Genomic DNA, 22,131 nt, shown 5'->3' on the forward strand with positions numbered 1-22,131 from the left:
ACGGCGCTTCGCGCCGGTCCCCCCATGGGGGAGCCCGCGGTCGCCCGGGGGACCCGGGCTCGGCGGTAGCTTGATCTGCGGCTTTGCTTCGCTCGCCTGCCTGGCGTTCGCGGTTCGGGGCGTTGCTCGCTGCGCGTCGCTCGCCCTCCCACTCTTGTCATCCCGGCGAAAGCCGGGACCGAAGCGCGCTCGCTGACTACTGCGACACCTTGACCTCACGGCCATTCAGCGGCTGCACCGGGCGGGCGTTGTGGGCGTACACGGCGCGGAAGGCCTGGATGTGCTTCGCGGTCACCTTGACGGGCTGGCGCATCACCATCCAGTGGACGCCTTCGCTGCACGGCGGGGTCGTGAGGGACCCTTCGAAGTCGTAGTAGCCGTGGTCCTTCGGCAGCAGCGCCTGCAGGTCGAGCTTCAGGTCGGCCACGGTCAAGGTCTCGCCGGCAAGGCGCGGCAGGTGGTCCAGCACCGTGTCGAAGGCAGAGCCCTTGCTGCCGGGTTCGAGCAGCACGGCCACCACGCCGAGGTGGCCCTTCTCGTCCCGGTGCACGAAGTGCGCCACCATCGCGCTCTCCTTGCCTTTCATCCGCTCTTCACTCGGCGTGTGGAAGTGGAACTGCAACAGTTCGAGCCGTTTGCCTGCCACCGTGAGGAACTGGCCGGCGGGCACGTTGACCTGGACTGTATGCCCGTTGTTGACGATGGACGGCGACACGGCCGTGTAGCCGAACTCCAGTGCCGGCAACGGCGCCGGGGTGGCGTGCTGGATGTCGATGGGTGACTGGCGGTGGCCAATGCCGCAGGTCTCGAAGCCGTGGTCGAGCTGAGCCCAGTGGGCCACGCCGCGGGCACCGCGGTACTCCCAATGGGCGGGTCGCGGTGTCTCGGCCGCGCCAGCGGACAAGGACGTCAGGGCAAGAAGCGCCGCAGCCGCGGCAACGTGGAGGCGATGGAGGACGAACATGGGTTTGAACAATCAGCAGAGGGCCCGCCCCGGCCATCGGCCGGTAAAAACGGTTCCGACTGCACTTATACCGTATCCCAATGTCGCCAATGTTGCTGCCCCGGGACGGGTCAGTCGTCCCGGCCGGCCGCCTCGTCGAGCGCTCGCAGGTGCGCCAGCTTGTCGGCAATCTTGACCTCGAGGCCGCGGGGCACGGGCTGGTACCAGCCCGGCTCGGGCATGCCGTCGGGCAGGTACGTTTCGCCGGCGGCGTAGGCCTCGGGTTCGTCGTGGGCGTAGCGGTACGCCTTGCCGTGGCCCAGTTCCTTCATCAGCTTCGTGGGCGCGTTGCGCAGGTGGATGGGCACCTCGCGGGACTTGTCGCGCTTGATGAAGGCCCGCGCGGCGTTGTAGGCGTTGTAACCCGCGTTGCTCTTCGGGGCGATGGCGAGGTAGATCACGGCCTGGGCCAGCGCCAGCTCACCCTCGGGTGACCCGAGGCGTTCGTACGTGGTGGCCGCGTCGTTGGCGAGCTGCATGGCACGCGGGTCGGCCAGGCCGATGTCTTCCCAGGCCATTCGCACGATGCGGCGCGACAGGTACTTGGCGTCGGCGCCGCCATCGAGCATGCGGGTGAGCCAGTACAGCGCGGCATCCGGGTTGGAGCCCCGCACCGACTTGTGCAGCGCCGAGATCTGGTCGTAGAAGTTGTCGCCGCCCTTGTCGAACCGGCGAGCGTTGAGCGTGAGCGCGTTCTGCAGGAAGGCGCCGTCGATCACGTCCACCTTCGCCACCCGCGCCGCGGTGCCGGTCTGCTCCAGCAGGTTCAGCAACCGCCGGGCGTCACCGTCGGCGTACCCCACCAGGGTGTCGATGGCGCCCGCGTCGAAACGCAGGTGCGTGAGCACCGTCTCGCGGGCCCGTTCCACGAGTTGCTTGAGCTCGTCGTCGCTCAACGCCTGCAACACGTACACCTGTGCCCGCGACAACAAGGCGGAGTTGACCTCGAACGACGGGTTTTCGGTGGTAGCGCCCACGAACGTCACGAGGCCCGATTCGACAAATGGCAGCAGGCCGTCCTGCTGGCTCTTGTTGAAGCGGTGGATTTCGTCGACGAACAGGATGGTCTTCTTGCCGAGCGCGAGGTGGTGCTCGGCCTGTTCCATCGAGGCGCGGATGTCCTTCACCCCCGAGAACACCGCGGACAACGCGATGAACTCATACCCGAAGGCGCTGGCCGTGAGTCGCGCGAGGGTGGTCTTGCCCACGCCGGGCGGGCCCCACAGGATCATCGAGTGCGGCTTGCCGGACTCGAACGCGAGCCGCAGCGGCTTGCCCGGCCCGATCAGGTGCGACTGGCCGATGACCTCGTCGAGGTTCGCGGGGCGCAACGCCTCGGCGAGCGGGGCCGCGGGTGCGGACTCGAAGAGATCGGGCATGTGCGGGTTACTGTTCCAGCACGTCGGCGCCGGGCGGCGGCGTGAAGCGGAAGCGCTCGGGGTCGATGGTCACGTTGGCTTGCAGGTCGGAGAACGCGAGGGCCGAGCGCTGCCCGAAGCTGTCGACGATCTCGACCGCGGCCAGCTGCTTGCCCCTGAAGCCGATCTGGATGGACTGGAACTGCCCGTCCTTCGCCTTCGGCAAGGCCTGTACCCACGACAGGCCGTCACGGTCGGCCTGCGCCTTCAGCGAGAAGTCCTTCTCGAGGCTGCCACCGGCCAGCAGCGCGGCCGGCGTGGCACCGATGGCATCGGACATCTTGCGCGAGCTGGCCTGGTTCAGGTCGTTGTCGTAGATCCAGACCTTCTGGCCGTCGGCCACGATGGCCTGCTCGAAGGGTTTCATGTACGCGAAACGGAAGCGGTTGGGCCGCTGGAACTCGAAATCGCCGCTCGACGTCTTTTTCTTCTTGCCGTCGGGCGACGTGACCACTTGCGAAAACGCGGCCTTGCCGGACTTCACGTCGCGGACGAATTCCCGCAGGGTGTCGACGGCGTCGGCCCGGGCAGCCATGGCGGCCATCAACAGGCCGGCGGCGGCGAGGGTCTTCAGGACAGTGTGATTCATGCGGTGTGGGGGCGGTGCAGGTGCCCTCATTCGTCGCGCTTGGGAACGATGAGGTCGCGGTTGCCGTTGGTGGCCATGCTGGATACGAGTCCGGATTTCTCCATTTGTTCCAGCAGGCGGGCGGCGCGGTTGTAGCCGATGCGCAGGTGGCGCTGCACGAGCGAGATGGACGCCCGGCGGTGCTGCAGCACGACGGCCACGGCCTGATCGTACATGGCATCGGCCTCGCCACCGCCCTCGCCCACCGGCATCTCGCCGTCGGCGCCGCCTTCGAGCACACCGCCCTCGAGGATGCCCTCGATGTAGTTCGGCTCGCCGCCCTGCACCTTCAGGTAGTCCACCACGCGGTGCACTTCCTCGTCGCTGACGAACGCGCCGTGCACACGGATGGGCAAGCCGGTGCCAGACGGCATGTAGAGCATGTCACCCATGCCGAGCAGCGCCTCGGCGCCCATCTGGTCGAGGATGGTGCGGCTGTCGATCTTGCTGCTCACCTGGAAGCTCAGGCGCGTGGGGATGTTGGCCTTGATCAGGCCGGTGATGACGTCCACGCTCGGGCGCTGGGTGGCGAGGATCAGGTGGATGCCGGCGGCCCGCGCCTTCTGCGCGAGGCGGGCGATCAGTTCCTCGATCTTCTTGCCCACCACCATCATCAGGTCGGCGAGTTCGTCGATCACCACCACGATGAACGGCAGGCGGTCGAGCGGTTCGGGCTGCTCGGGGGTGAGGCTGAACGGGTTCGGGAGGTGTTCGCCCCGCTCGGCGGCCTCGGCGATCTTCTTGTTGTAGCCGGCCAGGTTCCGAACACCAAGCTTGCTCATCAGCTTGTAACGGCGTTCCATTTCGCCAACACACCAGTTGAGCGCGTTGGACGCCTGTTTCATGTCGGTGACCACGGGCGCCAGCAGGTGCGGGATGCCTTCGTAGACGCTCATCTCGAGCATCTTCGGGTCGATCAGGATCAGGCGGACGTCGCGGGCCTCGGCCTTGTACAACAGGCTCAGGATCATCGCGTTGATGCCCACCGACTTGCCCGAGCCGGTGGTGCCTGCCACCAGGCAGTGCGGCATCTTGGCGAGGTCGGCCACGATGGGGGCGCCCACGATGTCCTTGCCGAGGCCCATCGTGAGCTGCGACGAGGCGTCGTTGTACACGGCGGAGCCCAGGATCTCGGACAGCCGGATCATCTGGCGCCGCGCGTTGGGCAGCTCCAGCGCCATGTAGTTCTTGCCCGGGATCACCTCGACCACGCGGATGCTGATGAGGCTCAACGACCGCGCCAGGTCCTTCGCGAGGCCCACGATCTGCGAGCCCTTCACGCCGGTGGCCGGTTCGATCTCGTAGCGTGTGATGACCGGGCCGGGCGACGCCGCCACCACCCGCACTTCGACGCCGAAGTCCTTGAGCTTCTTCTCGATGAGCCGCGACGTCATCTCGAGCGTCTCGGGCGTGACCGACTCCATGCGCGCGGGCGCCGCATCCAGCAGGTCGACCTGCGGGAGCTTGGTGTCGGCCAGTTCGGTGAACAGCGGCTTCTGGCGTTCCTTGACGACCCGCTCCGACTTGGGCACGTCGATGACCGGGGCCTCGATCACGATGGGCGCGTGTTCCTCGTGGAGCTGGTGCTCCACCTCGACCACCAGCTCGCGTTCACGCAGGGCCTGTTCGCCCAGGCGATGGTCTTCGGCGCGCTCGATGCGTTCGACACGTTTCTCGCGCAACGACTCCACCCAGGCGCCGATGTTCTCGGCCAGGTGCAACCATGAGAAGCGGAAGGCGAGCGCCACGCCCGCCACGAGGCAGGTGATCCACAGCACGCCGGAGCCGGCGAACCCCAGCAGCTTCATGCTCAGCGGGCCCAGCAGGTACCCCACGATGCCGCCCGCGTGGGCGCCGGCCAGGCTGGGTTCCCACTGGTAGAGCCGTGTCCATTCGAGCGCGGTACTGGAACAAAGCAGCAGCGCCACCCCGGCCCAGAACCACCAGCGCGGTTGCGCGGGCGGCGCATGGTCGGCGTGTTCGGCGCCGCGCAGCAGCCGCGCGAGCGAACCGAGCCACACCCGCAGCGACACGAGCAGCGTCCACCAGACCGAGTAGCCCAGCAGCACGAGCGCGAGGTCGGAGAACCAGGCGCCGAGGGCCCCCACCTTGTTGAGCGGCAGCGCGTTGCTGCCGGAGGTGGAAAACGCGGCATCGCCCGCGTGGTGCGTGGCCAGCGCCAGCAGTGCCAGCAGCCACAGCACCCCGCCCACGATCACCGCGACCTGCGTGCGCAACGAGGCGACCGAAACGGGCGCGGCCGGTGGCGGAGCGGCCTTCGCGGCCTTGCGGCTGGAGGATTTCGAGCCGGAGCCCTTCGAAGGCGCGGCCGGACCACCTTCAGCCTGCAGCGATCCAAGCGGGAATGTCATAACCCCCGATTGTGGCGTATCCCACGCCCCCGGGCTGCAAGCAAGTGCAGCGGTCGCCGGGATGACGAGGCCGAAGTCGAGGGACGAGCGATGCGAAGCAAGCAACGCCCCGACCCGCGAGCGCCAGGAGAGCAAGCGAAGCGAGGCGAACGATCAAGCCACCCGCGAGCCCGGGTCCCCCGGGCGACCCGGGGCGCCCCCTGGGGGCAGGAGCGAAGCGACTGGGGGGCCTTATCCAGTCAGGCGTTCTTTGATGATGACCGAGCCGTTCTCCTGCGTCTCGACCATGCCCCGATCCTCCAGGTCCTTCATGACCCGGCTGACCATCTCGCGGGAGGCCCCGACGATCTTGGCCAGGTCCTGGCGGGAGACCTTGTTGCGGATGATCTTGACGTCACCGTCGTCCTCGGCCATGTCGAGCAGCGAGCGGGCCACCCGGCCATACACGTCGAGCAGGGCCAGGGATTCGATCTGGCGGTCGGCGCTGCGCAGGCGCTGCACGAGGCCGCGCATGATGGCGTACGACAGGCTGGAGTTCTCCGGAAGGCAGCGGGCGAACTCGGCGCGGCCGAGGATCAGCATGTCGGTCTGGACTTCGGCGCGCACCGTGGCCGAATGGGGTTCGTTGTCGATCAGGCTCATCTCGCCCACGTAGTGCCCCGGGTGCAGCACGGCGAGGATGACCTCGCGGCCGCGCGAGTCGGACGTGAGCACGCGGGCGCGCCCGGTGAGCAGGATGAACAGGGCATTCGACTTCTTGCCGTGTTCCACGACGATCTCGCCGCGCCGGAACCGGCGCTTCACCACGCTGTCGGCGATGGCTGTCGCCTGCTCGTTCGTCAGCAGCGAAAACAGCGGCACACGCCGGATCAAGTCCAAGTTGGACAACATGGCCATTGAAATCACTCCTTCTTTGTCGGTCTGCCTGTCAGGGTATCGGAGACAAGCGTGAAAACTTAACGCTCGCCAAAATTTTGCGTATTGTCACCATTACACGAATTGACGCCAACGGGTTTCCACCCCATGTCAAACTTCCGGCCGGAATCTTTTCAGCCGCAGACCCCTCACAACGCCATGAGCACCATCACGAAGCACGCCCAAGTCCTCATCCTCGGCTCGGGCCCCGCCGGCTACACCGCCGCCATCTACGCTGCCCGCGCCAACCTCAAGCCCATGCTGGTCACCGGCATCGCCCAGGGCGGCCAGCTGATGACCACCACCGAGGTCGACAACTGGCCCGCAGACGTCATGGGCGTGCAAGGTCCCGAGCTGATGCAGCGATTCCTGGAACACGCCGAGCGGTTCAAGACCGAGATCGTGTTCGACCACATCAACCAGGTCGACTTCTCGAAGCGCCCGTTCACGCTCAAGGGCGACTCGGGCACCTACACCTGCGACGCGCTGGTCATCGCCACCGGCGCCAGTGCCAAGTACATCGGCCTGCCGTCCGAGGAAGCCTTCATGGGCCGGGGTGTCAGCGGCTGCGCCACGTGCGACGGCTTCTTCTACCGCGACCAGGAAGTGTGCGTGGTGGGTGGGGGCAACACCGCCGTCGAGGAAGCGCTCTACCTGTCGAACATCGCGTCCAAGGTGCACCTGATCCACCGCCGCGACAAGTTCCGCGCCGAAGCCATCCTCGTCGACAAGCTCAACGACAAGGTCGCCGCCGGCAAGATGCAGCTGCACGTGTTCAACACGCTCGACGAGGTGCTGGGCGACCAGAGCGGTGTCACCGGCGTGCGCCTGAAGAGCACGGTGGACGGCAGCACGAAGGACCTGACGCTCAAGGGTTGTTTCATCGCCATCGGCCACCAGCCCAACACGGACATCTTCAAGGGCCAGATCGAGATGAAGGACGGCTACATCGTCACGCGCAGCGGCCTGAACGGCTTTGCCACGATGACCACCGTGCCGGGCGTCTTCGCCGCCGGCGACGTGCAGGACCATGTGTACCGCCAGGCCATCACCAGCGCCGGCACGGGGTGCATGGCCGCCCTCGACGCCCAGCGTTTCCTGGAACAAGCCGGGGCTGTTTGAGACGTTTGTGGAGCCGGGCTTGGCTCGGCCTCAAAAAGCAGTCTATAATCAGCGTCTTTGCCGAAAACGGTTCGGATGTTGCGGGCCAGTGAGGGTGTCAAATCCCCTGCTGGTTCGATCGGCCCGACCTTCGAAGGGCGCCCACCAAGTGAGTCAGAGTCGATGACGCTGCTCTCTTGCTCTAGGCGCTATGCCTGAAACGAGATACAACGGAGAAGCGTCATGGCACGCGTCTGTCAAGTCACGGGTAAGCGCCCGATGGTGGGAAACAATGTTTCCCACGCCAACAACAAGACCAAGCGTCGTTTCCTGCCCAACCTGCATTACCGCCGGTTCTGGCTGGAAACCGAAAACCGTTGGGTGCGTCTGCGCATTTCGAATGCTGCGCTGCGCCTGATCGACAAGGTGGGCATCGAACAGGTCGTCGCTGACCTGCGCGCCCGCGGCGAACTCTGAACTAGGAGCAGATCATGGCAAAAGGTGGACGCGAAAAAATCAAGCTCGAGTCGTCGGCTGGCACCGGTCACTTCTACACGACCGACAAGAACAAGAAGACCACGCCCGAAAAGATCGAAATCATGAAGTTCGATCCGAAGGCTCGCAAGCACGTGATGTACAAGGAAACGAAGCTGCGGTAACCCGCAACTCCGGTTTCACCAGGAACCCGCCCGGCGCAAGCCCGGCGGGTTTTTTGTCGTCTGGGGGCTTCGCAGTTTCCGCATTGATTGCGCATCGCAACCCCTCACCATTTCCCGACAGACCTAAGCTGAAGCCCTTCCCGTAGTGAGGCTTCCCATGAACCAGGCCCCCATTTTTGCCGGACGAGCCAATGCGGCCGTCACCCCGCAGCCCAAGATGACGTCGGCACAGATCGACTTCCTGTCGCAGTTGGCGACACACCTGGGCCTGCCACCGTCCGATGGTGAGGCCCTGGTCCCGCCGCGATTCTTCACCGGTCCAGCGGGCCTGGCGTGCCGCCTGCACCTGCATCACGGTGAAGCCGCGGTGCTGCCGGAAGCCTTGTTGCCGATCTCCGCCGCGGAACTCATGGGGCCCCAGGTCGAGCGGCTGCTGCTCGTGCAGGGTGCGGTGCTGAGCGAATTCGGTTGGCACCTCGGCGTGTCACCCGAAGGCCTGCTGCAGCTCAGCTGCATGACCTGGATCGACAGCCCTTATGACGCGGCCACGGCACTCGACCTGGCCAACGGCGTCGGCATCGCGGTGATGCAGAGCTTGCTACGAGACGACTCGGTCGACGCACCACCAGCCGTTCAGCACTGATCGCCGCGGAGCACTCCCATGCCCTCCATTCGCCTATCCTCCGGTGGCGGCCTGCCGGTGGCGCCGACACCGAGCGACACGGCCAGGACCCAGCCGGCCGCTACCGCCGGCTCGTCGCAATCAACGAGGCCGGCGGATGGCCTGCCCCCGCGTCCGCTTCACAGCCGTGCCGACAGTCAGGCCGCGAGCTCGAGCGGGGCCTCGACGATGGCACCCCGCCAGCCGTTGCAGCGCTCACCCTCGGTCCCGATCGCATCGCCTGGCAGCCTCGGCATCGACATGCCGACAGAGGACACTCCTCCCGCCCATCTCGGCTCAACACGCCGTCACGGCTCAGCGCGGTCGCACAGGGAGGCGCCTCACACGCCGGAGCGGAGCTTGCTGGGGATGAGCGAGCGCTCTGACTCCTTCGTGACGGCACCCCAATCGACGGCCTCCGAACAGACGGGCCGATCGATGGTCTCCGAACATTCGGTGGTGATCGACATTCCCGACGTGTCGCCGCGCGACACAATCGTGGCGGCACTGCCCCGGCATTTCGCGGATGTGGGGTCAGCGGAGGAACTGGAAGAGCAAGAGGCGATGGAAGCGGAGTACATCGACTGGGCCGTCGGGGTGTTGCAAGCGCGCCAGGACCAGTTCGGAGCGGGGGCGGCCTACACGCTGAGCGAGGACATGAAAGCCCCGCTGAAGGATGCCGTGCTCCCCGCGCTGTACGAAGGGGGCCGTCAGTTCATTTCTTCGGCCTCGCGTTCACCGGTGAGCAACGCCATCGTCGCAGCGCTGGGGCCCCGCACCAGTCCGGCCGGCCATGCCGTCGGTGAACTGACCTTTCAACTCGACGCGGCCAGCGTCGGCGGCAGCATCGGCGGCACCGCCGCCTACGCGGTTGACGCCTGGGTACTCCAGGCGATGGACCGGCGCGCGAAGCTCGCCAACTTCCCGGGGCTCAAGGCGGTCGATCTGAAGGCCCTGGTGCCGGACCCCGCTCCGGTCCAGTTGCGCATCGTGAACGTCATCGTGGACGGCACCGTGCAAAGCACCAAGCAATACTGGCGGCCCGCCTCGGACACCAGCGACACTTCCGACGGGCCGACGATGACGGAACTGAAGAACCGCGCGACATCCCAGCGCGAAGCCCTGGCGAGGTGGCAGCAGAACCTCGACGGCAAAGGACTGGCCGCATGGTTCCAACCCGGCATGGCAGGCGCCTTCAATGTGGTGCGGCGTGCCGTTTCCAACTCAGCGGCACTGACCGAACCGCTGCCACTTTTCGCCGGTTCCGTGCTGGCCTCGGCCAGCGCTGGCGCCGTGAGCAAGTTCACGCTCGGCATGACCAAAGCCTTGCCTGTCGTCGCGCAGACCGAGGTCGACAACCTGATGGGCGGCACGCAACGGGCCAACCTCTTTGCCATCCAACAGCCGGACCCCAACGCGCCGGCCGCCACGTGGTCTGACGCCAAACACCTTCCGCAGTTCATGGCTGGGACGGCCCGTGAAGCGGGCGACCTCCTCATGCAAACCTTCAATCCGCGCCGCTCGTGGAACGAGATCGGGGGCCAGGCCAAGGACATCCTGCGCACGGCGCTCTCCAGTGCAACGGCGAGCATCACCGCCCTGGGGACCGGCCCGCTGTTCGGCACCCTCCTGCGCGGGGGCAGTTCCGAACCGCTGCCGGGTGAAGCGCCTGATTCCGGCGCTTACCTGCTGCAGCAGTTCGTCCAGAGCACGATGAACGATTTCACCTGGAACGCTGCCAAGGACTTCATGAAAGCCGACAGCTATGGCCTCTCCGCCGATCTGGACCGCCATCGCGCCCAATCGCAGCAAAGCCTGCTGGTGGCCGCGGGGACAGCGAGACGCGCCCTGCCCAATTTGCTCGCCGACCTGCACCGGTCAGTGGCCCGGCAGTCCGACAGCGCGCTTGCAGCGGTGATGCCGGCCATCTCCGAAGCCTTGGCCCCTCCGGGCGAGACGGATCAAGGCATCGACCTGACGCAACTCAAGGCTGCCAAGCGCGACCTCAAGCGTGCGGCCATCGGCAGCGACCCCGACGTGCGCCAGGCCCACGCCAGCTTGCTCCAGGCGTTGAACACCGCGATCGAGGCGACCGAGCAGCACGAGGCGCAACGGCAGCGCTGGAGCCCCTCGGCGAGCACGTCGGACGACAGCGCAGACCGCAGCCGATGACCCGCCCATGTCAAACCTGACAAGGACAATGTCCCCTGCGCCCCCCGGGGCCGGCGCGATGCAGCCCCGGCATCACACCGGCGCACAATCGCCGGTCCGGCAATTCGTTCAGGCTTGGTCGATGCCGGAAAGAGATGGCGACTGCGCCACCTCGGTCAAGAGCCCTCGACAGTAGCCATGGGTCAGCACCGCATGGTCGGCATGGCCCGGTTGCTGGCGCAACAGGCCATGCAGCTCGCGCAGCCGGCAAAACGGCACCGCTGGGTAGAGGTGGTGTTCAGCGTGGAAGCCCACGGCGTTGGGCGCGATGAAGAAGCCTTCGAACCACCCGGTGAGTGTCGTGCGCGACGCCTCCAACCCGGGCCGCGGCATCGCGTGATGCTCGCCCACGTCACGCAGGTAGAGCAGCGCCATCAGCGACGTGAACATCGGCACGAACCAATAGAGCCCGATCACGGCCCACCCATCCAACACGCTGGCCGCGCCCACCACCAGCAAGGCGAAGACAGCCTGGCGAAGCTGCGTGGCGCGCGGGGTGTCCACGCTCATCTTGGCATCGAACAGATAGGCCTTGATGTCCTGGATCGCATAGACGCCCAGAAGGTGGAGAAGCAACAGCCACGCCATGCCGGCGCGCGACCGCGGAAACCGATAGCGCGCCCGCCGGAGGGACGACGTCCAGTTGGGGTCCAAAGCCGTGGAAGTCGCCCGATGGTGCTGGAAGTGGTCGCGCCTGTACCCGTGGATGGTGATCAGGAAAGGCAAGGCCGTGAACACGTCTCCCAGGCTGTCGTTCCATGCGGGCCGCGTGCGGCTGAACTGCCGGTGCGCGAACTCGTGCATCAGCGTCAGCAAGGCATGCTGGCGGGTGCCGATGAACAGGATGGCCGGAACAGTGGCCCAGGCCTGGCCCACGTGCACGGCCATCAAGATGGCGCCCACGATCCAGGCCCATTCGATCAGCACCTGGCGCATCAGCCGAAGCGGCACCGGCCGGCCGAGGTGCCGGAGAAGTTCGCGCTCGATCTTCAGTGCAGGACGAACAGCCACTTCTTCATCCCTTGAAGCCATGAGAGAGGCAGCAGCCTCCACAACGGTGACAAGGCCGACAACGGGATCTTGCCGCCCAGGATGACGCCGTAGTTCAGCGACGCCGCATGCGGAAAGTAGTCACGCCGCACGGCGATGACCTTTCGGAAACCTTTCTGGAAGTAGTAGCGCAACTGCGGATCGCGGGGCTGCCCCTTGCGGTAGGTGAACACATAGTCCTCGGCATGCCGCCCCGGGTTGTCGCGCACCCAGTCACGCAAACCCGGCACGGGTGAACCCAGGTACATCTCGCGCCAGCCATTCTTGAGCGCATGGGGCCAGAAGAACCCGAAGATGGCCTTCGCAGCCTCGGCGCTGGTGCTGCTCAGGCTGATGCCGAACAACGCCGAGGTAGGCTCCCGCTTCGCGGGACCGCTGCCGTTGACGCACTCCTGCCAACTGCCGGCCCGCTTGATCGCCTCGGCGTGCGCGGGTTTCGCGAACAGCGATGCCAGGGCCCTGCCAGTGCGTGGGCAGAACGCACCGATCGCCAGTTGCGGGTGACGCGAAATGCGGGCGCCCATGTCACCCGCACTGGCCGCCTGATGCGGCTCCCACACCGCATGTTCAAGTTCAAGCAGGGCGGGCAGATCGCCCTGCCGAAGAAAGCGGACCACGACAGCGGGCTGCGGCGCCACGCGGCCACCGACACGCGGGCCTGCCCATGGGTGGTCAGCAACAGCCAAGGAGGTCCGATGCGCATCGCCACGGGGGCCATCGCCCACGCAGTAGCGCTGGCGCACGAGGGACAGGAAATGCATGCCAAGACTTGACGAGTTCAGGAACCCGCCAGAGTGCCCGGAGCCCGTGACACCGCAATGAAACCGGCGCATGACGAAGCCAAAAAGCCCGCACAAGGCGGGCTCAGGCAAGCGAAGCGATGCGCTCCATCAAGCCACCCGCGAGGACCGGCTTTGCCGGCCGACCCGGGGTCGCCCCCTGGGGGCATCAACCACCCACAAAGAAGCCCGCACAAGGCGGGCTCAAGCAAGCGAAGCGATGCGCCCCATCAAGCCACCCGCGAGGACCGGTTTTGCCGGCCGACCCGGGGTCGCCCCTGGGGGCATCAACCACCCACAAAAAAGCCCGCACAAGGCGGGCTCAAGCAAGCGAAGCGAAGCGCCCCATCAAGCCACCCGCGAGGACCGGCTTTGCCGGCCGACCCGGGGTCGCCCCCTGGGGGCAGGAGGCGCTAGCCGACTGGGGGGCCCAGTCTCACGCGTGGGCGGCCTTCAGCTTCAGCGAAAACTCGTGAAGGGCGGCAATGCCACTCTCCTCGGCCTTGCGGCACCAGGCCTGCAGGTCGATCACGAGTTGCTCGGCCGACACGTTGGTGCGGGTCCACAGTTGGCGCAGTTCCTCGCGCATGGCGACGAGCTTCTCGAGGGCCGGGGTCTGCGCCATGGCGCTGGCCACCTGGGCCTTGAGGTGCGCAGGGATCTTGTCCTCGTCGCGGTGCAGCCAGCGCTGGGCCAGTTGCATGTTCGACAGGGTGGCCGCACTGGCCGCGCCGTCAGCCTTCAGGCGCTTGATTTCGGCGGCACAGGCCACGCGCAGGTTGCGCGCGTAGGTGGCCATGACTTCGTAGCGGTTGGCGATGACGGCTTCGAGCGTCTTGGAATCGGCGACCGGCTTGATGGCGCCCGTGCGCAGCACCGGCGCGGTCTTGCGGACCTTGGCCAGGCCCACCATTTCCATGGCGCGGATGTAGCCCCAGCTGATGTCGAATTCGTACGGCTTGATGGAGAACTTGGCCGACGTGGGGTACGTGTGGTGGTTGTTGTGAAGCTCTTCACCACCAATGATGATGCCCCACGGGGTCAGGTTCGTGCTGCCGTCCGGCGCCTCGAAGTTGCGGTAACCCCACCAGTGGCCAAGGCCGTTGATGATGCCGGCGGCGGTGATGGGGATCCAGGCCATCTGGACGGCCCACACGGTGAGGCCGGCGGCGCCGAAGAGGGCCAGGTCGACGATCAGCATCAGGCCCACACCCTGCCACGTGTAGCGGCTGTAGAGGTTGCGCTCGATCCAGTCGTCGGGCGTGCCGTGACCGAACTTGTCCTTGGTTTCCTGGACCTTGGCTTCCGCACGGTACAGCTCGGCACCGCGCGTGAGCACGGTCTTGATGCCGTGGGTGTACGGGCTGTGCGGGTCGTCAGCGGTTTCGCACTTGGCGTGGTGCTTGCGGTGGATGGACACCCACTCCTTCGTGACTTGGCCGGTGGCGGCCCAGAGCCAGAAGCGGAAGAAGTGCGCCGGCACCGCGTGCAGGTCAAGCGAGCGGTGCGCCTGCGAGCGGTGCAGGAAGATCGTGACGGACGCGATGGTGACGTGGGTGAGCGCGAGCGTGATCAACACGATCTGCCACCACGTGGTCTGGATCAGGCCGTGTGCCAGCCAATCCACCAAGGCGTCCTTCAAGGTCAACAATTCGTTCATCAAAACTCTTTCGAACCGCCAAACCAGGCGGGGTGGGCCATTGTAAATGACCGGAGGAGGGACAATCCGTCGAAAACAAAGGGTTTCCCGGGGGTCAGTTCACCCGATCTGGCGCGAGTTTGAGCGCAATCAAGCGCAATGGTTCGAAACTTTTGACCGATTTTCAGCGACGTTCCCACACAGCGGCGAAGAAACCGTCGGTGCCGTGCCGGTGCGGCCAAAGGCGAAGGTAGTCGCCGCGCACCAGCGACGCGGCGTCTCCGGCGTGTGCCTTTTCCAGCGCCTGGACGGCCGGCAGCGGGGTGAAGTCCTTGGCGTGGGCCTCGGAAAACGCCGTGGCGATGCCCTCGTTTTCGCCGTCGAGCAGGCTGCAGGTGGCGTACACGAGGCGGCCGCCAGGCTTCAGCAGGCGCGCCGCGCTGGCCAGGATGGCAGCCTGCTTCACCTTCAGTTCCTCGACGGACTGCGGCGACTGGCGCCATTTCATGTCGGGGTTGCGGCGCAGCGTGCCGAGCCCCGAACAGGGGGCATCGACCAACACCCGGTCGATCTTGCCGGCCAGCCGCTTGATGCGGTCGTCGCGCTCGTGGGCGATCTGGATCGGGTAGACGTTCGACAGCCCGCTGCGGGCCAGGCGCGGCTTCAGCGCCGCGAGGCGGTGGCCGGAGGTGTCGAACGCGTAGAGGCGCCCGGTGTTGCGCATCGACGCGCCCAGAGCCAGCGTCTTGCCGCCGGCGCCCGCGCAGAAGTCGACCACCATCTCGCCGCGCTTGGCATCGGCCAGCAGCGCGAGCAGCTGGCTGCCTTCGTCCTGCACCTCGATCTCGCCGCGGTTGAACGCGTCCACCTTGTTCAGCGTGGGTTTGCCCTGCACGCGCAGGCCCCAGGGGGAATGGGGCGTGATTTCGGCATCGATGCCGCCGGCCTTCAGGGCGGCCTGCACGTCCTCGCGCTTGGCCTTGAACGTGTTGACCCGCAGGTCGAGCGGTGCCGCCTGGTTCAGACTGTCCACCAGCGGCCAGAAGTCCTCACCGAGCGCCGCTGCCAGCGGTTCGGCGAGCCATTCGGGCAGGTTGTGCCGCAGCTTTTCCGGGAGCGCGGTGCGGTTCACCGCCTTGACCTGCTCGAGCCACTGCTGCTCCTGCTCGGACAACGCGGCACGCAGGAAGCCCTCGTTGCCTTGCCAGGCGAGCAGGACGAGGCGCCGTTCCATCTCGCCCTTGCCCGATTGGGCCAGGTGCTGGAACAGCAGGCGCTGCCGCAGCACCCCGTAGGTGGTTTCGGCGAGCGAGTGGCGCTCGCGCGAACCCAGCTCCCGGTGGGTGCGGAAAAAGTCGGAGACCACGCGGTCGGCGGGGGACTGGAACTGGAGCACCTGGTGCAGCAGATCGGTGGCGAGTTCAAGCAGGGCGTTCGGATGCATAGACCCCGATTATCCTTGTCCGCCATGAGCGACGCCGAAATGCCTTCCCTTCCCCCCACCCCACCGGGCCGATACCGCCACTACAAGGGCGGTGAATACGAGGTGCTGGGCGCCGCGCGCCACAGTGAAACCGAGGAGCTGATGGTGGTGTACCGCACGCTGTACGACCAGTCCGGCTGGTGGGTGCGGCCGCACGCCATGTTCTTCGGGGACGTGGTGATCGACGGCGTGCGCCGCCCCCGCTTCGAACGGATCTCAGCCTGAGACCAGCTGCGACACCCCGCCGGCGTGGGTGACCACCCCGCCGGCATCCACCGTCAGCGCGCCCTCGACGATCCAGCGCACGGCCTGCGGGTACATCAGGTGCTCCTGCACCAGTACACGCGCTGACAGCGTGGCCTCGGTGTCTGCGGGCAGGACCGGCACCGTGGCCTGCGCAATGATCGGCCCATGGTCCAGCTCCGCCGTCACGAAGTGCACCGTGGCACCGGCCACCTTGCAGCCCGCCTCGATGGCGCGGCGGTGGGTGTGCAGGCCCGTGAAGGCCGGCAGCAGCGACGGGTGCACGTTGACCAGCCTCCCCTTGAACCGGTTCACGAACCCGTCGGTCAGGATGCGCATGAACCCGGCGAGCACCACCACGTCGGGGGCGAACGTGTCGATCGTGTCGCCCAGCGCCGTGTCGAACGTGTCGCGGTCGGCGTAGGCCTTGTGGTCCACCACCTCGGCGGCAATGCCCCGTGCCTGCGCGAACACGAGCCCGGCGGCATCGGGCCGGTTGCTGATCACCGCGGCCACGTGGGCCGGCCAGCCCTCGGCGGCACAGGCGTCGACGATGGCCTCCATGTTGGAGCCGCGGCCGGAAATCAGGATCACGATGCGCTTCATATCGGCCGGCAGTGTAGCGCCCGGTCCGTACAATGCCCGACTCCCCTGCTCCACCGTGACCGACCGTCCCCACGCCATGACTGAACGCGTTCTCACCGGCATCACCACCACCGGCACCCCGCACCTCGGCAACTACGTCGGGGCCATCCGGCCCGCCATCGCGGCCAGCCGGGCGCCCGGTGTCGAGAGCTTCTTTTTCATGGCGGACTACCACGCGCTGATCAAGTGCGACGACCCGGAGCGGGTAGCCCGGTCCACGCTCGAGATCGCCGCCACGTTCCTCGCGGCGGGCCTCGACACCAACCGCGTGGTGTTCTACCGCCAGAGCGACATCCCCGAGACCCCGGAACTCACGTGGCTGCTCACGTGTGTCACGGCCAAGGGCCAGATGAACCGCGCCCACGCCTACAAGGCCGCCACCGACGCCAACGTGGCCGACGGCAAGGACATCGACGCCGACATCTCGATGGGCCTGTACAGCTACCCCATCCTGATGGCGGCCGACATCCTGCTGTTCAACGCCCACCGCGTGCCGGTCGGCAAGGACCAGGTGCAGCACATCGAGATGGCCCGCGACGTGGCCCAGCGGTTCAACCACCTGTACGGCCAGGGCCGCGAACTCTTCGTGCTGCCGCAGGCCGAGGTGGAAGAAGACGTGGCCACGCTGCCCGGGCTCGACGGCCGCAAGATGTCGAAGAGCTATGACAACACCGTGCCGCTGTTCGAAGGGGGCCCGAAGGGCCTGAAGGACGCGGTTGCCCGCATCGTGACCGACTCGCGCCTGCCCGGCGAACCGAAGGACCCGGACGGCACCAGCCTCGTGACCATCCACGACGCGTTCGCCACCCCCGCCCAGCGCGACGCCTTCCGGGCCGACCTGCGGGCCGGCCTCGGCTGGGGTGACGCCAAGCAGCGCACCGTCGAGCTGATCGAATCGCACATCGGCCCCCTGCGTGCCACCTACGCCGACCTGATGGCCCACCCCGAGCGCGTCGAAGCGGCGTTGCAGGAAGGCGCACGCAAGGCCCGCGCCGTGGCGCGCCCGCTGCTCGACGAGTTGCGCCAAGCCGTGGGCCTGCGCGCCATGGTGGCGGTGGTGTCGCAGAAAAAGGAAGCCCGGGCCGCCCACGCCAAGCTGCCCGAGTTCAAGCAGTACCGGGAAGCCGACGGCCGCTTCTTCTTCAAGCTGGCCGACGCCGACGGCACCGATCTGCTGCAGAGCGACGGCCTCACGGAGGGCAAGGCTGCCGGCGCGTGGGTCAAGCGCCTGAAGACCGAAGGCAGCGCGGCCCTCGCCGACGCACCGGTTCGCCTCGTGGCCGACCGCGCGGCGGTGGACGCCGCCCTCTCCGCCCTGATGGCGGCCCAGGCGTGACGTTGCAAGGTGTGCCCGTGGCCGGCATCCACATCACCGACATCGAAAGCGCCATCAACTGGTGGCGCGACCGCGAACCGTCGCCCGACGGCATCACGGCGTGCCGCGAGGTGCTTGCGCTGGCCGAGGTGTACGCGCTGCTGGTGTACTACCACGAGACCGAGTGCGACGAGGACTCCATGCCCCCGCGCGCCCGCGACGCCTGGCTCGCGTGGTACGCCACGATGCCCGACGCGCCCTGCATCGCCATCTGCTCCACGAGCCAGGGCGACGACCTGTGCAAGGGCTGCGGCCGCACGTTCGACGAGGTGCAGCACTGGCCGGTGATGACCCCCGGTGAAAAGCGCGCCACCTGGCGGCGCATCACGATGGAAGGCACGGCGTGGCGGTTCAACCGCTACAGCGAACGTGCGCTCGAGGACCCCTCACCCGCGACCTCGCGCGAGAACCCGGCGTGACCGTCGGCCTGCGGCACAGCGCGGCGCGCATCCTGCCGCTCGCCTGGCCCGTGCTCGTGGGCCAGCTCGCGGTGCTCGCCTTCGGCACGGTGGACACGGTGCTCGTCGCCCGGGCGTCGGCGCTCGACCTGGCCGCGCTGGCCATCGGCGGGGCGGCCTACATCACCGTGTTCATCGGCCTGATGGGCGTGGTGCTTGCCGTGGGGCCCATCGCCGGGCAACTGTTCGGCGCGAAGCAGTTGCACGACGCCGGCCGGCAACTGCACCAGGCGGGATGGCTTGCGCTTGCGCTGTCCGTCATCGGGTGTGCGGCCCTGCTGTTCCCGCAGCCGTTCCTCGCGCTGTCCCGGGCCTCTCCCGAGGTGGGCGAGAAGGTTCACGGCTACCTGGCCGCGCTCGCTTTCGCGTTGCCACCCGCGCTCCTCTTCACCGCGTTCCGCGGGTTCAACACATCCGTGTCGCGGCCCAAGATCGTGATGTCGGTGCAGCTGGTGGGCCTCGCGCTGAAGGTGCCGCTGAGTGCGCTGCTGGTGTTCGGCTGGGGCGAGCACGTGCCGGCGCTCGGCGCCACGGGCTGCGGCATCGCCACCGCCCTCGTGATGTGGGGGCAGCTCGCGGTGGCGGTGTGGGTCGTGCGGCGCGACGGTTTCTACGCGCCGTTCGGCTTGCACACGGGCGGTATCGCACCGCCCGACCGGGCCAGCCTCGTGGCGCTGGTCAAGCTCGGCGTGCCGATGGGGCTGTCGGTGTTGATCGAGGTCACCGGGTTCACGTTCATGGCGTTTTTCATCGCCCGCATGGGCACCACGCCGGTGGCGGGCCACCAGCTCGCATCGAACCTCGTGGCCATGTTGTTCATGGTGCCGCTGTCGCTCGGCAATGCCACGGCCACGCTGGTGGCGCAGCGCATCGGCGCGGCCGACCTGCCCGACGCCCGCCGCCTGGGCTGGCACGGGCTGCTGATCGCGCTGTTGATCGCCGCGGGGTTGGGCACCACCGTGTACGCGGCGCGCGAAGGCGTGCTGGGCCTCTACACCGGCAACGCCGCCATCGTGGCCGCCGCCATGCCGCTGCTCGCGTGGGTGGCGGTGTTCCACATCGCCGACGCGGGCCAGGCGCTGACGTCGTTCGTGCTGCGCGCGCACCGCATCACCACGGTGCCGCTGCTGATCTATGCGTTCGCCATCTGGGGCGTGGGGCTCGGCGGCGGGTTCGTGCTGGGCTTCGACACGCTGGGTCTCGCGCCGCCGGCGCTGCACGGTGCCCGCGGGTTCTGGGCGGCCGCCACCTTGGGCCTCGCCATCGCCGCGCTCGGGCTGGGCGGCTTCCTCCAATGGGTGTTGCGCCAGCGGCAGCGCGACGAGATTCCCGCCGGGGCCTGATCAGGCCTTCGGCAGCGACAGCTCGAAACAGCACCCGCCACCGTCGCGCGGCAGGCAGCGCACCTGGCCACCATGCCCCTCGGCGATCTGCTTCACGAGGCTCAGCCCCAGGCCCACGCCGCCGGCCTGCTCCGCATGGCCCGGCAACCGGTAGAACGGCTCGAAGATGCGCGCCCGCTGGTCTTCGGGCACCCCCGGCCCGCGGTCGCACACCTGCACCACGACCGAAGCCCCCTCGGTGCCCACCGTCACGCTGACGTCGCCCCCGCCGTAGCGGCGGGCGTTTTCGAGCAGGTTGCGCAACGCACGGCGCAACAGGCGCTCGTCGCCCAGCACCGGGGCAGGTTCACCGCCGGCCACGGCGTCCACGCGGGCGGCCTCCTCGGCGGCCAGCGCCAGCAGTTCCACCGGCTCGCGCTGGCCCATCTGCGGGGCCGCGTCGAGCCGGCTCGCAAGCAGCACCTCCTCGACCAGTGCGTCGAGTTCGGCCACGTTGGTGTCGATCTCGCGCTTGAGCCGCTCGCGTTGTGCGGGCGGTGCGTCGTCGAGCATCGACACCGCCATCTTCATGCGCGCAAGCGGCGAGCGCAGCTCGTGGCTCGCGTTGGCCAGCAGCGACCGGTGCGACTGCACCAGCGCCTCGATGCGGCCGGCGGCCTGGTTGAAGCTGGCCGCCACCGCGGCCACCTCGTCGCGGCCGGACACCTCGACCCGGTGCCCCAGGTTGCCTTCACCGAAGTGCTCGACCCCGTTCTGCAACGCCTTCAACCGGCGCGTGAGCCGGCGCACCGCGGGCCACGCCCCGGCGGCCACGGCCACGAACAGCAGCAGCAGCACCACCGCGAGGCCCACGCCGCGCCCGATCAGGCCCTGGCCCCACGGCCAGAAGCCCGGCGGACCATCCGGCCCCTGCCGGCCCACGTCGAGCGGCGGCGGCCCCCCGTTGCGGAACATGGGCTCGTTGCCCCCCATGGGAGGCGGCCGCAGCGGCCGCGCGCCGGGGCGCATCACCCACAGCGTGCGCCCGTCGTCCAGGCTGATGGCCAGGCCGCGCCCGTGCCCGTCCGCCTGGCGGTGCTCGAATGAATCGGACGCCGCGATGCGTTTGCCCTCCGCGTCGTCCAGCGCCAGCGGCAACCTCAGTCGGTACGACCACGCCCGCAACGCCGCCGCCTGGTCCGCCAGGGGCTCCTCGGCGCCCGGCAACGAGCGTTGGATCAGGTCGGCCCACGCCGACACCCGCTCCGCGAGCATCGAGTTGACCTGCACCCGTTCCTCCTCGATGTGGCGCTGGAACAGCCAGCCCGACGCGAATGCAAACAGCGCCAGCACCGCCACGACGGTGAGGTAGATGCGCAGGGTGAGGGTGTGCATGCGGGCGCTCACGCCCCGTTTTCGGCGTCTTGCTTCTTGGCGAACACGTAGCCCGCGCCCCGCACCGTCAGCACGCGGCGCGGGTTCTTCGGGTCGTCTTCGATGACGGCGCGGATGCGTGAGATGTGCACGTCGATGGAGCGGTCGAAGGCCTCCATCGGGTGGCCCTTGAGCAGGTCCATGATCTGGTCGCGCGACAGCACGCGGCCGGGGCTCTGGGCCATCACGACCAGCAGGTCGAACTGGTGGCTGGTGAGGTCGCACACCTTGCCGTCGAGCCGCGCGGCACGTTCGCCCAGATCGATCTCGAGGCGGCCGAACCGCAGCAGTTCGTCACCCGCCGGCGTGGGCGCGGCGCGGCGCAGCAGGGCCTTGACACGTGCCAGCAGCTCGCGCGGTTCGAACGGCTTCGGGAGGTAGTCGTCGGCCCCCATCTCGAGGCCCACGATGCGGTCCATGGGTTCGCCGCGGGCGGTCAGCATCAGCAGCGGCAGTTGCCGGGTGCGCGCGTTGCCGCGGAGTTCGCGGCACAGGTCGAGGCCGTCGCCGTCGGGCAGCATCAGGTCGAGCACCAGCGCGTCGTGCGTGCCGGTGGCGATCGCCTCGCGGCCCTCGGCCAGCGAGCCGGCCACCGCCACCTCGTAGCCGGACCCCCGGAGGTAGTCGGCCACCATGGCAGACAGGCGGGCATCGTCATCGATCAACAGCAGGCGAGTGGTCATGGCAGTACACAAACTGGAAAGCCCCGGCGGAGGGCGCCGGGGCGGACGACAC

General features: G+C 67.9%; 21 protein-coding genes. 9 read left to right on the plus strand and 12 right to left on the minus strand.

Features of this window, described 5'->3' with window-relative positions; translation table 11 throughout:
• Positions 1-196: 196 nt before the first annotated feature.
• The 5 genes from ASC87_RS16810 to ASC87_RS16830 all read right to left on the minus strand — a co-directional run bounded on the left by ASC87_RS16810 (position 197) and on the right by ASC87_RS16830 (position 6,318).
• Entirely contained in the window at positions 197-964 is a 768-nt protein-coding gene (locus ASC87_RS16810) for a carbonic anhydrase (RefSeq protein WP_056664389.1), read from the minus strand.
• Positions 965-1,074: 110 nt separating this feature from the next.
• Positions 1,075-2,382 (minus strand): replication-associated recombination protein A, encoded by a 1,308-nt coding sequence (locus ASC87_RS16815; protein WP_056664392.1) that lies wholly within the window; start codon positions 2,380-2,382, stop codon positions 1,075-1,077.
• 7 nt (positions 2,383-2,389) lie between these two features.
• Positions 2,390-3,010 (minus strand): outer membrane lipoprotein chaperone LolA, encoded by a 621-nt coding sequence (lolA, locus tag ASC87_RS16820; protein ID WP_200954381.1) that lies wholly within the window; start codon positions 3,008-3,010, stop codon positions 2,390-2,392.
• Between the two features lie 26 nt (positions 3,011-3,036).
• Positions 3,037-5,421 (minus strand): DNA translocase FtsK, encoded by a 2,385-nt coding sequence (locus tag ASC87_RS16825; protein ID WP_056664395.1) that lies wholly within the window; start codon positions 5,419-5,421, stop codon positions 3,037-3,039.
• Between the two features lie 231 nt (positions 5,422-5,652).
• Complete coding sequence (locus ASC87_RS16830; protein ID WP_056664399.1) at positions 5,653-6,318, minus strand: Crp/Fnr family transcriptional regulator; 666 nt, start codon at positions 6,316-6,318, stop codon at positions 5,653-5,655.
• A 177-nt stretch (positions 6,319-6,495) separates the two neighbouring features.
• On the opposite strand from ASC87_RS16830, the gene trxB reads away from it, so the two are divergent.
• The 5 genes from trxB to xopF all read left to right on the plus strand — a co-directional run bounded on the left by trxB (position 6,496) and on the right by xopF (position 10,929).
• Positions 6,496-7,458, plus strand: a complete 963-nt coding sequence (gene trxB, locus ASC87_RS16835; protein WP_056664402.1) for a thioredoxin-disulfide reductase — start codon at positions 6,496-6,498, stop codon at positions 7,456-7,458.
• Between the two features lie 222 nt (positions 7,459-7,680).
• A complete protein-coding gene (rpmB, locus tag ASC87_RS16840) occupies positions 7,681-7,914 on the plus strand; it encodes a 50S ribosomal protein L28 (protein ID WP_056664405.1) in 234 nt (77 codons plus the stop codon).
• 14 nt (positions 7,915-7,928) lie between these two features.
• The gene (rpmG, locus tag ASC87_RS16845; RefSeq protein ID WP_056664409.1) at positions 7,929-8,096 is read left to right on the plus strand and encodes a 50S ribosomal protein L33; all 168 of its coding nucleotides are present in this window, start codon (positions 7,929-7,931) and stop codon (positions 8,094-8,096) included.
• Positions 8,097-8,253: 157 nt separating this feature from the next.
• Positions 8,254-8,739 carry a hypothetical protein gene (locus ASC87_RS16850; protein WP_056664412.1) on the plus strand — a complete coding sequence of 162 codons (486 nt, stop codon included), beginning with the start codon at positions 8,254-8,256 and terminating at the stop codon, positions 8,737-8,739.
• A gap of 18 nt (positions 8,740-8,757) precedes the next feature.
• Positions 8,758-10,929 carry a XopF/Hpa4 family type III secretion system effector gene (gene xopF, locus ASC87_RS16855; protein WP_157604089.1) on the plus strand — a complete coding sequence of 724 codons (2,172 nt, stop codon included), beginning with the start codon at positions 8,758-8,760 and terminating at the stop codon, positions 10,927-10,929.
• Between the two features lie 108 nt (positions 10,930-11,037).
• Here the strand turns inward: xopF and ASC87_RS16860 are convergent, their stop codons facing one another.
• The 4 genes from ASC87_RS16860 to ASC87_RS16880 all read right to left on the minus strand — a co-directional run bounded on the left by ASC87_RS16860 (position 11,038) and on the right by ASC87_RS16880 (position 15,880).
• On the minus strand, positions 11,038-11,979 hold the full coding sequence (locus tag ASC87_RS16860; protein WP_056664419.1) for a fatty acid desaturase family protein: 942 nt from the start codon (positions 11,977-11,979) through the stop codon (positions 11,038-11,040).
• Positions 11,958-12,656 (minus strand): hypothetical protein, encoded by a 699-nt coding sequence (locus ASC87_RS16865; protein ID WP_235582193.1) that lies wholly within the window; start codon positions 12,654-12,656, stop codon positions 11,958-11,960. The genes ASC87_RS16860 and ASC87_RS16865 overlap by 22 nt, the downstream gene beginning before the upstream one ends.
• Before the next feature lie 577 nt (positions 12,657-13,233).
• A complete protein-coding gene (locus ASC87_RS16875) occupies positions 13,234-14,457 on the minus strand; it encodes a fatty acid desaturase (protein WP_056664425.1) in 1,224 nt (407 codons plus the stop codon).
• Between the two features lie 163 nt (positions 14,458-14,620).
• On the minus strand, positions 14,621-15,880 hold the full coding sequence (locus ASC87_RS16880; protein ID WP_056664428.1) for an RsmB/NOP family class I SAM-dependent RNA methyltransferase: 1,260 nt from the start codon (positions 15,878-15,880) through the stop codon (positions 14,621-14,623).
• Between the two features lie 39 nt (positions 15,881-15,919).
• Here ASC87_RS16880 and ASC87_RS16885 point away from each other — a divergent pair, with 39 nt between their 5' ends.
• A complete protein-coding gene (locus ASC87_RS16885) occupies positions 15,920-16,144 on the plus strand; it encodes a DUF1653 domain-containing protein (RefSeq protein WP_369820771.1) in 225 nt (74 codons plus the stop codon).
• Here the strand turns inward: ASC87_RS16885 and purN are convergent.
• Positions 16,136-16,768 (minus strand): phosphoribosylglycinamide formyltransferase, encoded by a 633-nt coding sequence (gene purN, locus ASC87_RS16890; protein WP_056664434.1) that lies wholly within the window; start codon positions 16,766-16,768, stop codon positions 16,136-16,138. The genes ASC87_RS16885 and purN overlap by 9 nt on opposite strands.
• Before the next feature lie 76 nt (positions 16,769-16,844).
• Between purN and ASC87_RS16895 the strand changes: the two genes are divergently transcribed.
• The 3 genes from ASC87_RS16895 to ASC87_RS16905 are packed head-to-tail and all read left to right on the plus strand — an operon-like array spanning position 16,845 to position 19,983.
• The gene (locus ASC87_RS16895) at positions 16,845-18,143 is read left to right on the plus strand and encodes a tryptophan--tRNA ligase (RefSeq protein ID WP_056664437.1); all 1,299 of its coding nucleotides are present in this window, start codon (positions 16,845-16,847) and stop codon (positions 18,141-18,143) included.
• A 17-nt stretch (positions 18,144-18,160) separates the two neighbouring features.
• Positions 18,161-18,601, plus strand: a complete 441-nt coding sequence (locus tag ASC87_RS16900; RefSeq protein ID WP_056665050.1) for a DUF3717 domain-containing protein — start codon at positions 18,161-18,163, stop codon at positions 18,599-18,601.
• Complete coding sequence (locus ASC87_RS16905) at positions 18,598-19,983, plus strand: MATE family efflux transporter (protein WP_235582194.1); 1,386 nt, start codon at positions 18,598-18,600, stop codon at positions 19,981-19,983. Before ASC87_RS16900 ends, ASC87_RS16905 begins: the two co-directional genes overlap by 4 nt.
• Here ASC87_RS16905 and ASC87_RS16910 read toward each other — a convergent pair whose 3' ends face one another.
• Complete coding sequence (locus ASC87_RS16910; RefSeq protein ID WP_056664440.1) at positions 19,984-21,357, minus strand: HAMP domain-containing sensor histidine kinase; 1,374 nt, start codon at positions 21,355-21,357, stop codon at positions 19,984-19,986. It abuts the gene before it with no gap.
• A gap of 8 nt (positions 21,358-21,365) precedes the next feature.
• A complete protein-coding gene (locus ASC87_RS16915; protein ID WP_056664443.1) occupies positions 21,366-22,079 on the minus strand; it encodes a response regulator in 714 nt (237 codons plus the stop codon).
• Positions 22,080-22,131 lie beyond the last annotated feature (52 nt).

The sequence above is a fragment of the Rhizobacter sp. Root1221 genome (assembly GCF_001425785.1).
In the GTDB taxonomy this organism is placed as follows: Bacteria; Pseudomonadota; Gammaproteobacteria; order Burkholderiales; family Burkholderiaceae_C; genus Rhizobacter.

Excerpts from the sequence above, each read along its gene's own strand:
- rpmG (WP_056664409.1), top strand. The coding sequence starts at position 7,929 with ATGGCAAAAGGTGGACGCGAAAAAATCAAGCTCGAGTCGTCGGCTGGC.
- ASC87_RS16875 (WP_056664425.1), bottom strand. The coding sequence starts at position 14,457 with ATGAACGAATTGTTGACCTTGAAGGACGCCTTGGTGGATTGGCTGGCA.
- lolA (WP_200954381.1), bottom strand. The coding sequence starts at position 3,010 with ATGAATCACACTGTCCTGAAGACCCTCGCCGCCGCCGGCCTGTTGATG.
- ASC87_RS16915 (WP_056664443.1), bottom strand. The coding sequence starts at position 22,079 with ATGACCACTCGCCTGCTGTTGATCGATGACGATGCCCGCCTGTCTGCC.
- ASC87_RS16830 (WP_056664399.1), bottom strand. The coding sequence starts at position 6,318 with ATGGCCATGTTGTCCAACTTGGACTTGATCCGGCGTGTGCCGCTGTTT.
- ASC87_RS16850 (WP_056664412.1), top strand. The coding sequence starts at position 8,254 with ATGAACCAGGCCCCCATTTTTGCCGGACGAGCCAATGCGGCCGTCACC.
- purN (WP_056664434.1), bottom strand. The coding sequence starts at position 16,768 with ATGAAGCGCATCGTGATCCTGATTTCCGGCCGCGGCTCCAACATGGAG.
- trxB (WP_056664402.1), top strand. The coding sequence starts at position 6,496 with ATGAGCACCATCACGAAGCACGCCCAAGTCCTCATCCTCGGCTCGGGC.
- xopF (WP_157604089.1), top strand. The coding sequence starts at position 8,758 with ATGCCCTCCATTCGCCTATCCTCCGGTGGCGGCCTGCCGGTGGCGCCG.
- ASC87_RS16810 (WP_056664389.1), bottom strand. The coding sequence starts at position 964 with ATGTTCGTCCTCCATCGCCTCCACGTTGCCGCGGCTGCGGCGCTTCTT.
- ASC87_RS16885 (WP_369820771.1), top strand. The coding sequence starts at position 15,920 with ATGCCTTCCCTTCCCCCCACCCCACCGGGCCGATACCGCCACTACAAG.
- ASC87_RS16815 (WP_056664392.1), bottom strand. The coding sequence starts at position 2,382 with ATGCCCGATCTCTTCGAGTCCGCACCCGCGGCCCCGCTCGCCGAGGCG.
- rpmB (WP_056664405.1), top strand. The coding sequence starts at position 7,681 with ATGGCACGCGTCTGTCAAGTCACGGGTAAGCGCCCGATGGTGGGAAAC.
- ASC87_RS16825 (WP_056664395.1), bottom strand. The coding sequence starts at position 5,421 with ATGACATTCCCGCTTGGATCGCTGCAGGCTGAAGGTGGTCCGGCCGCG.
- ASC87_RS16910 (WP_056664440.1), bottom strand. The coding sequence starts at position 21,357 with ATGCACACCCTCACCCTGCGCATCTACCTCACCGTCGTGGCGGTGCTG.
- ASC87_RS16895 (WP_056664437.1), top strand. The coding sequence starts at position 16,845 with ATGACTGAACGCGTTCTCACCGGCATCACCACCACCGGCACCCCGCAC.
- ASC87_RS16880 (WP_056664428.1), bottom strand. The coding sequence starts at position 15,880 with ATGCATCCGAACGCCCTGCTTGAACTCGCCACCGATCTGCTGCACCAG.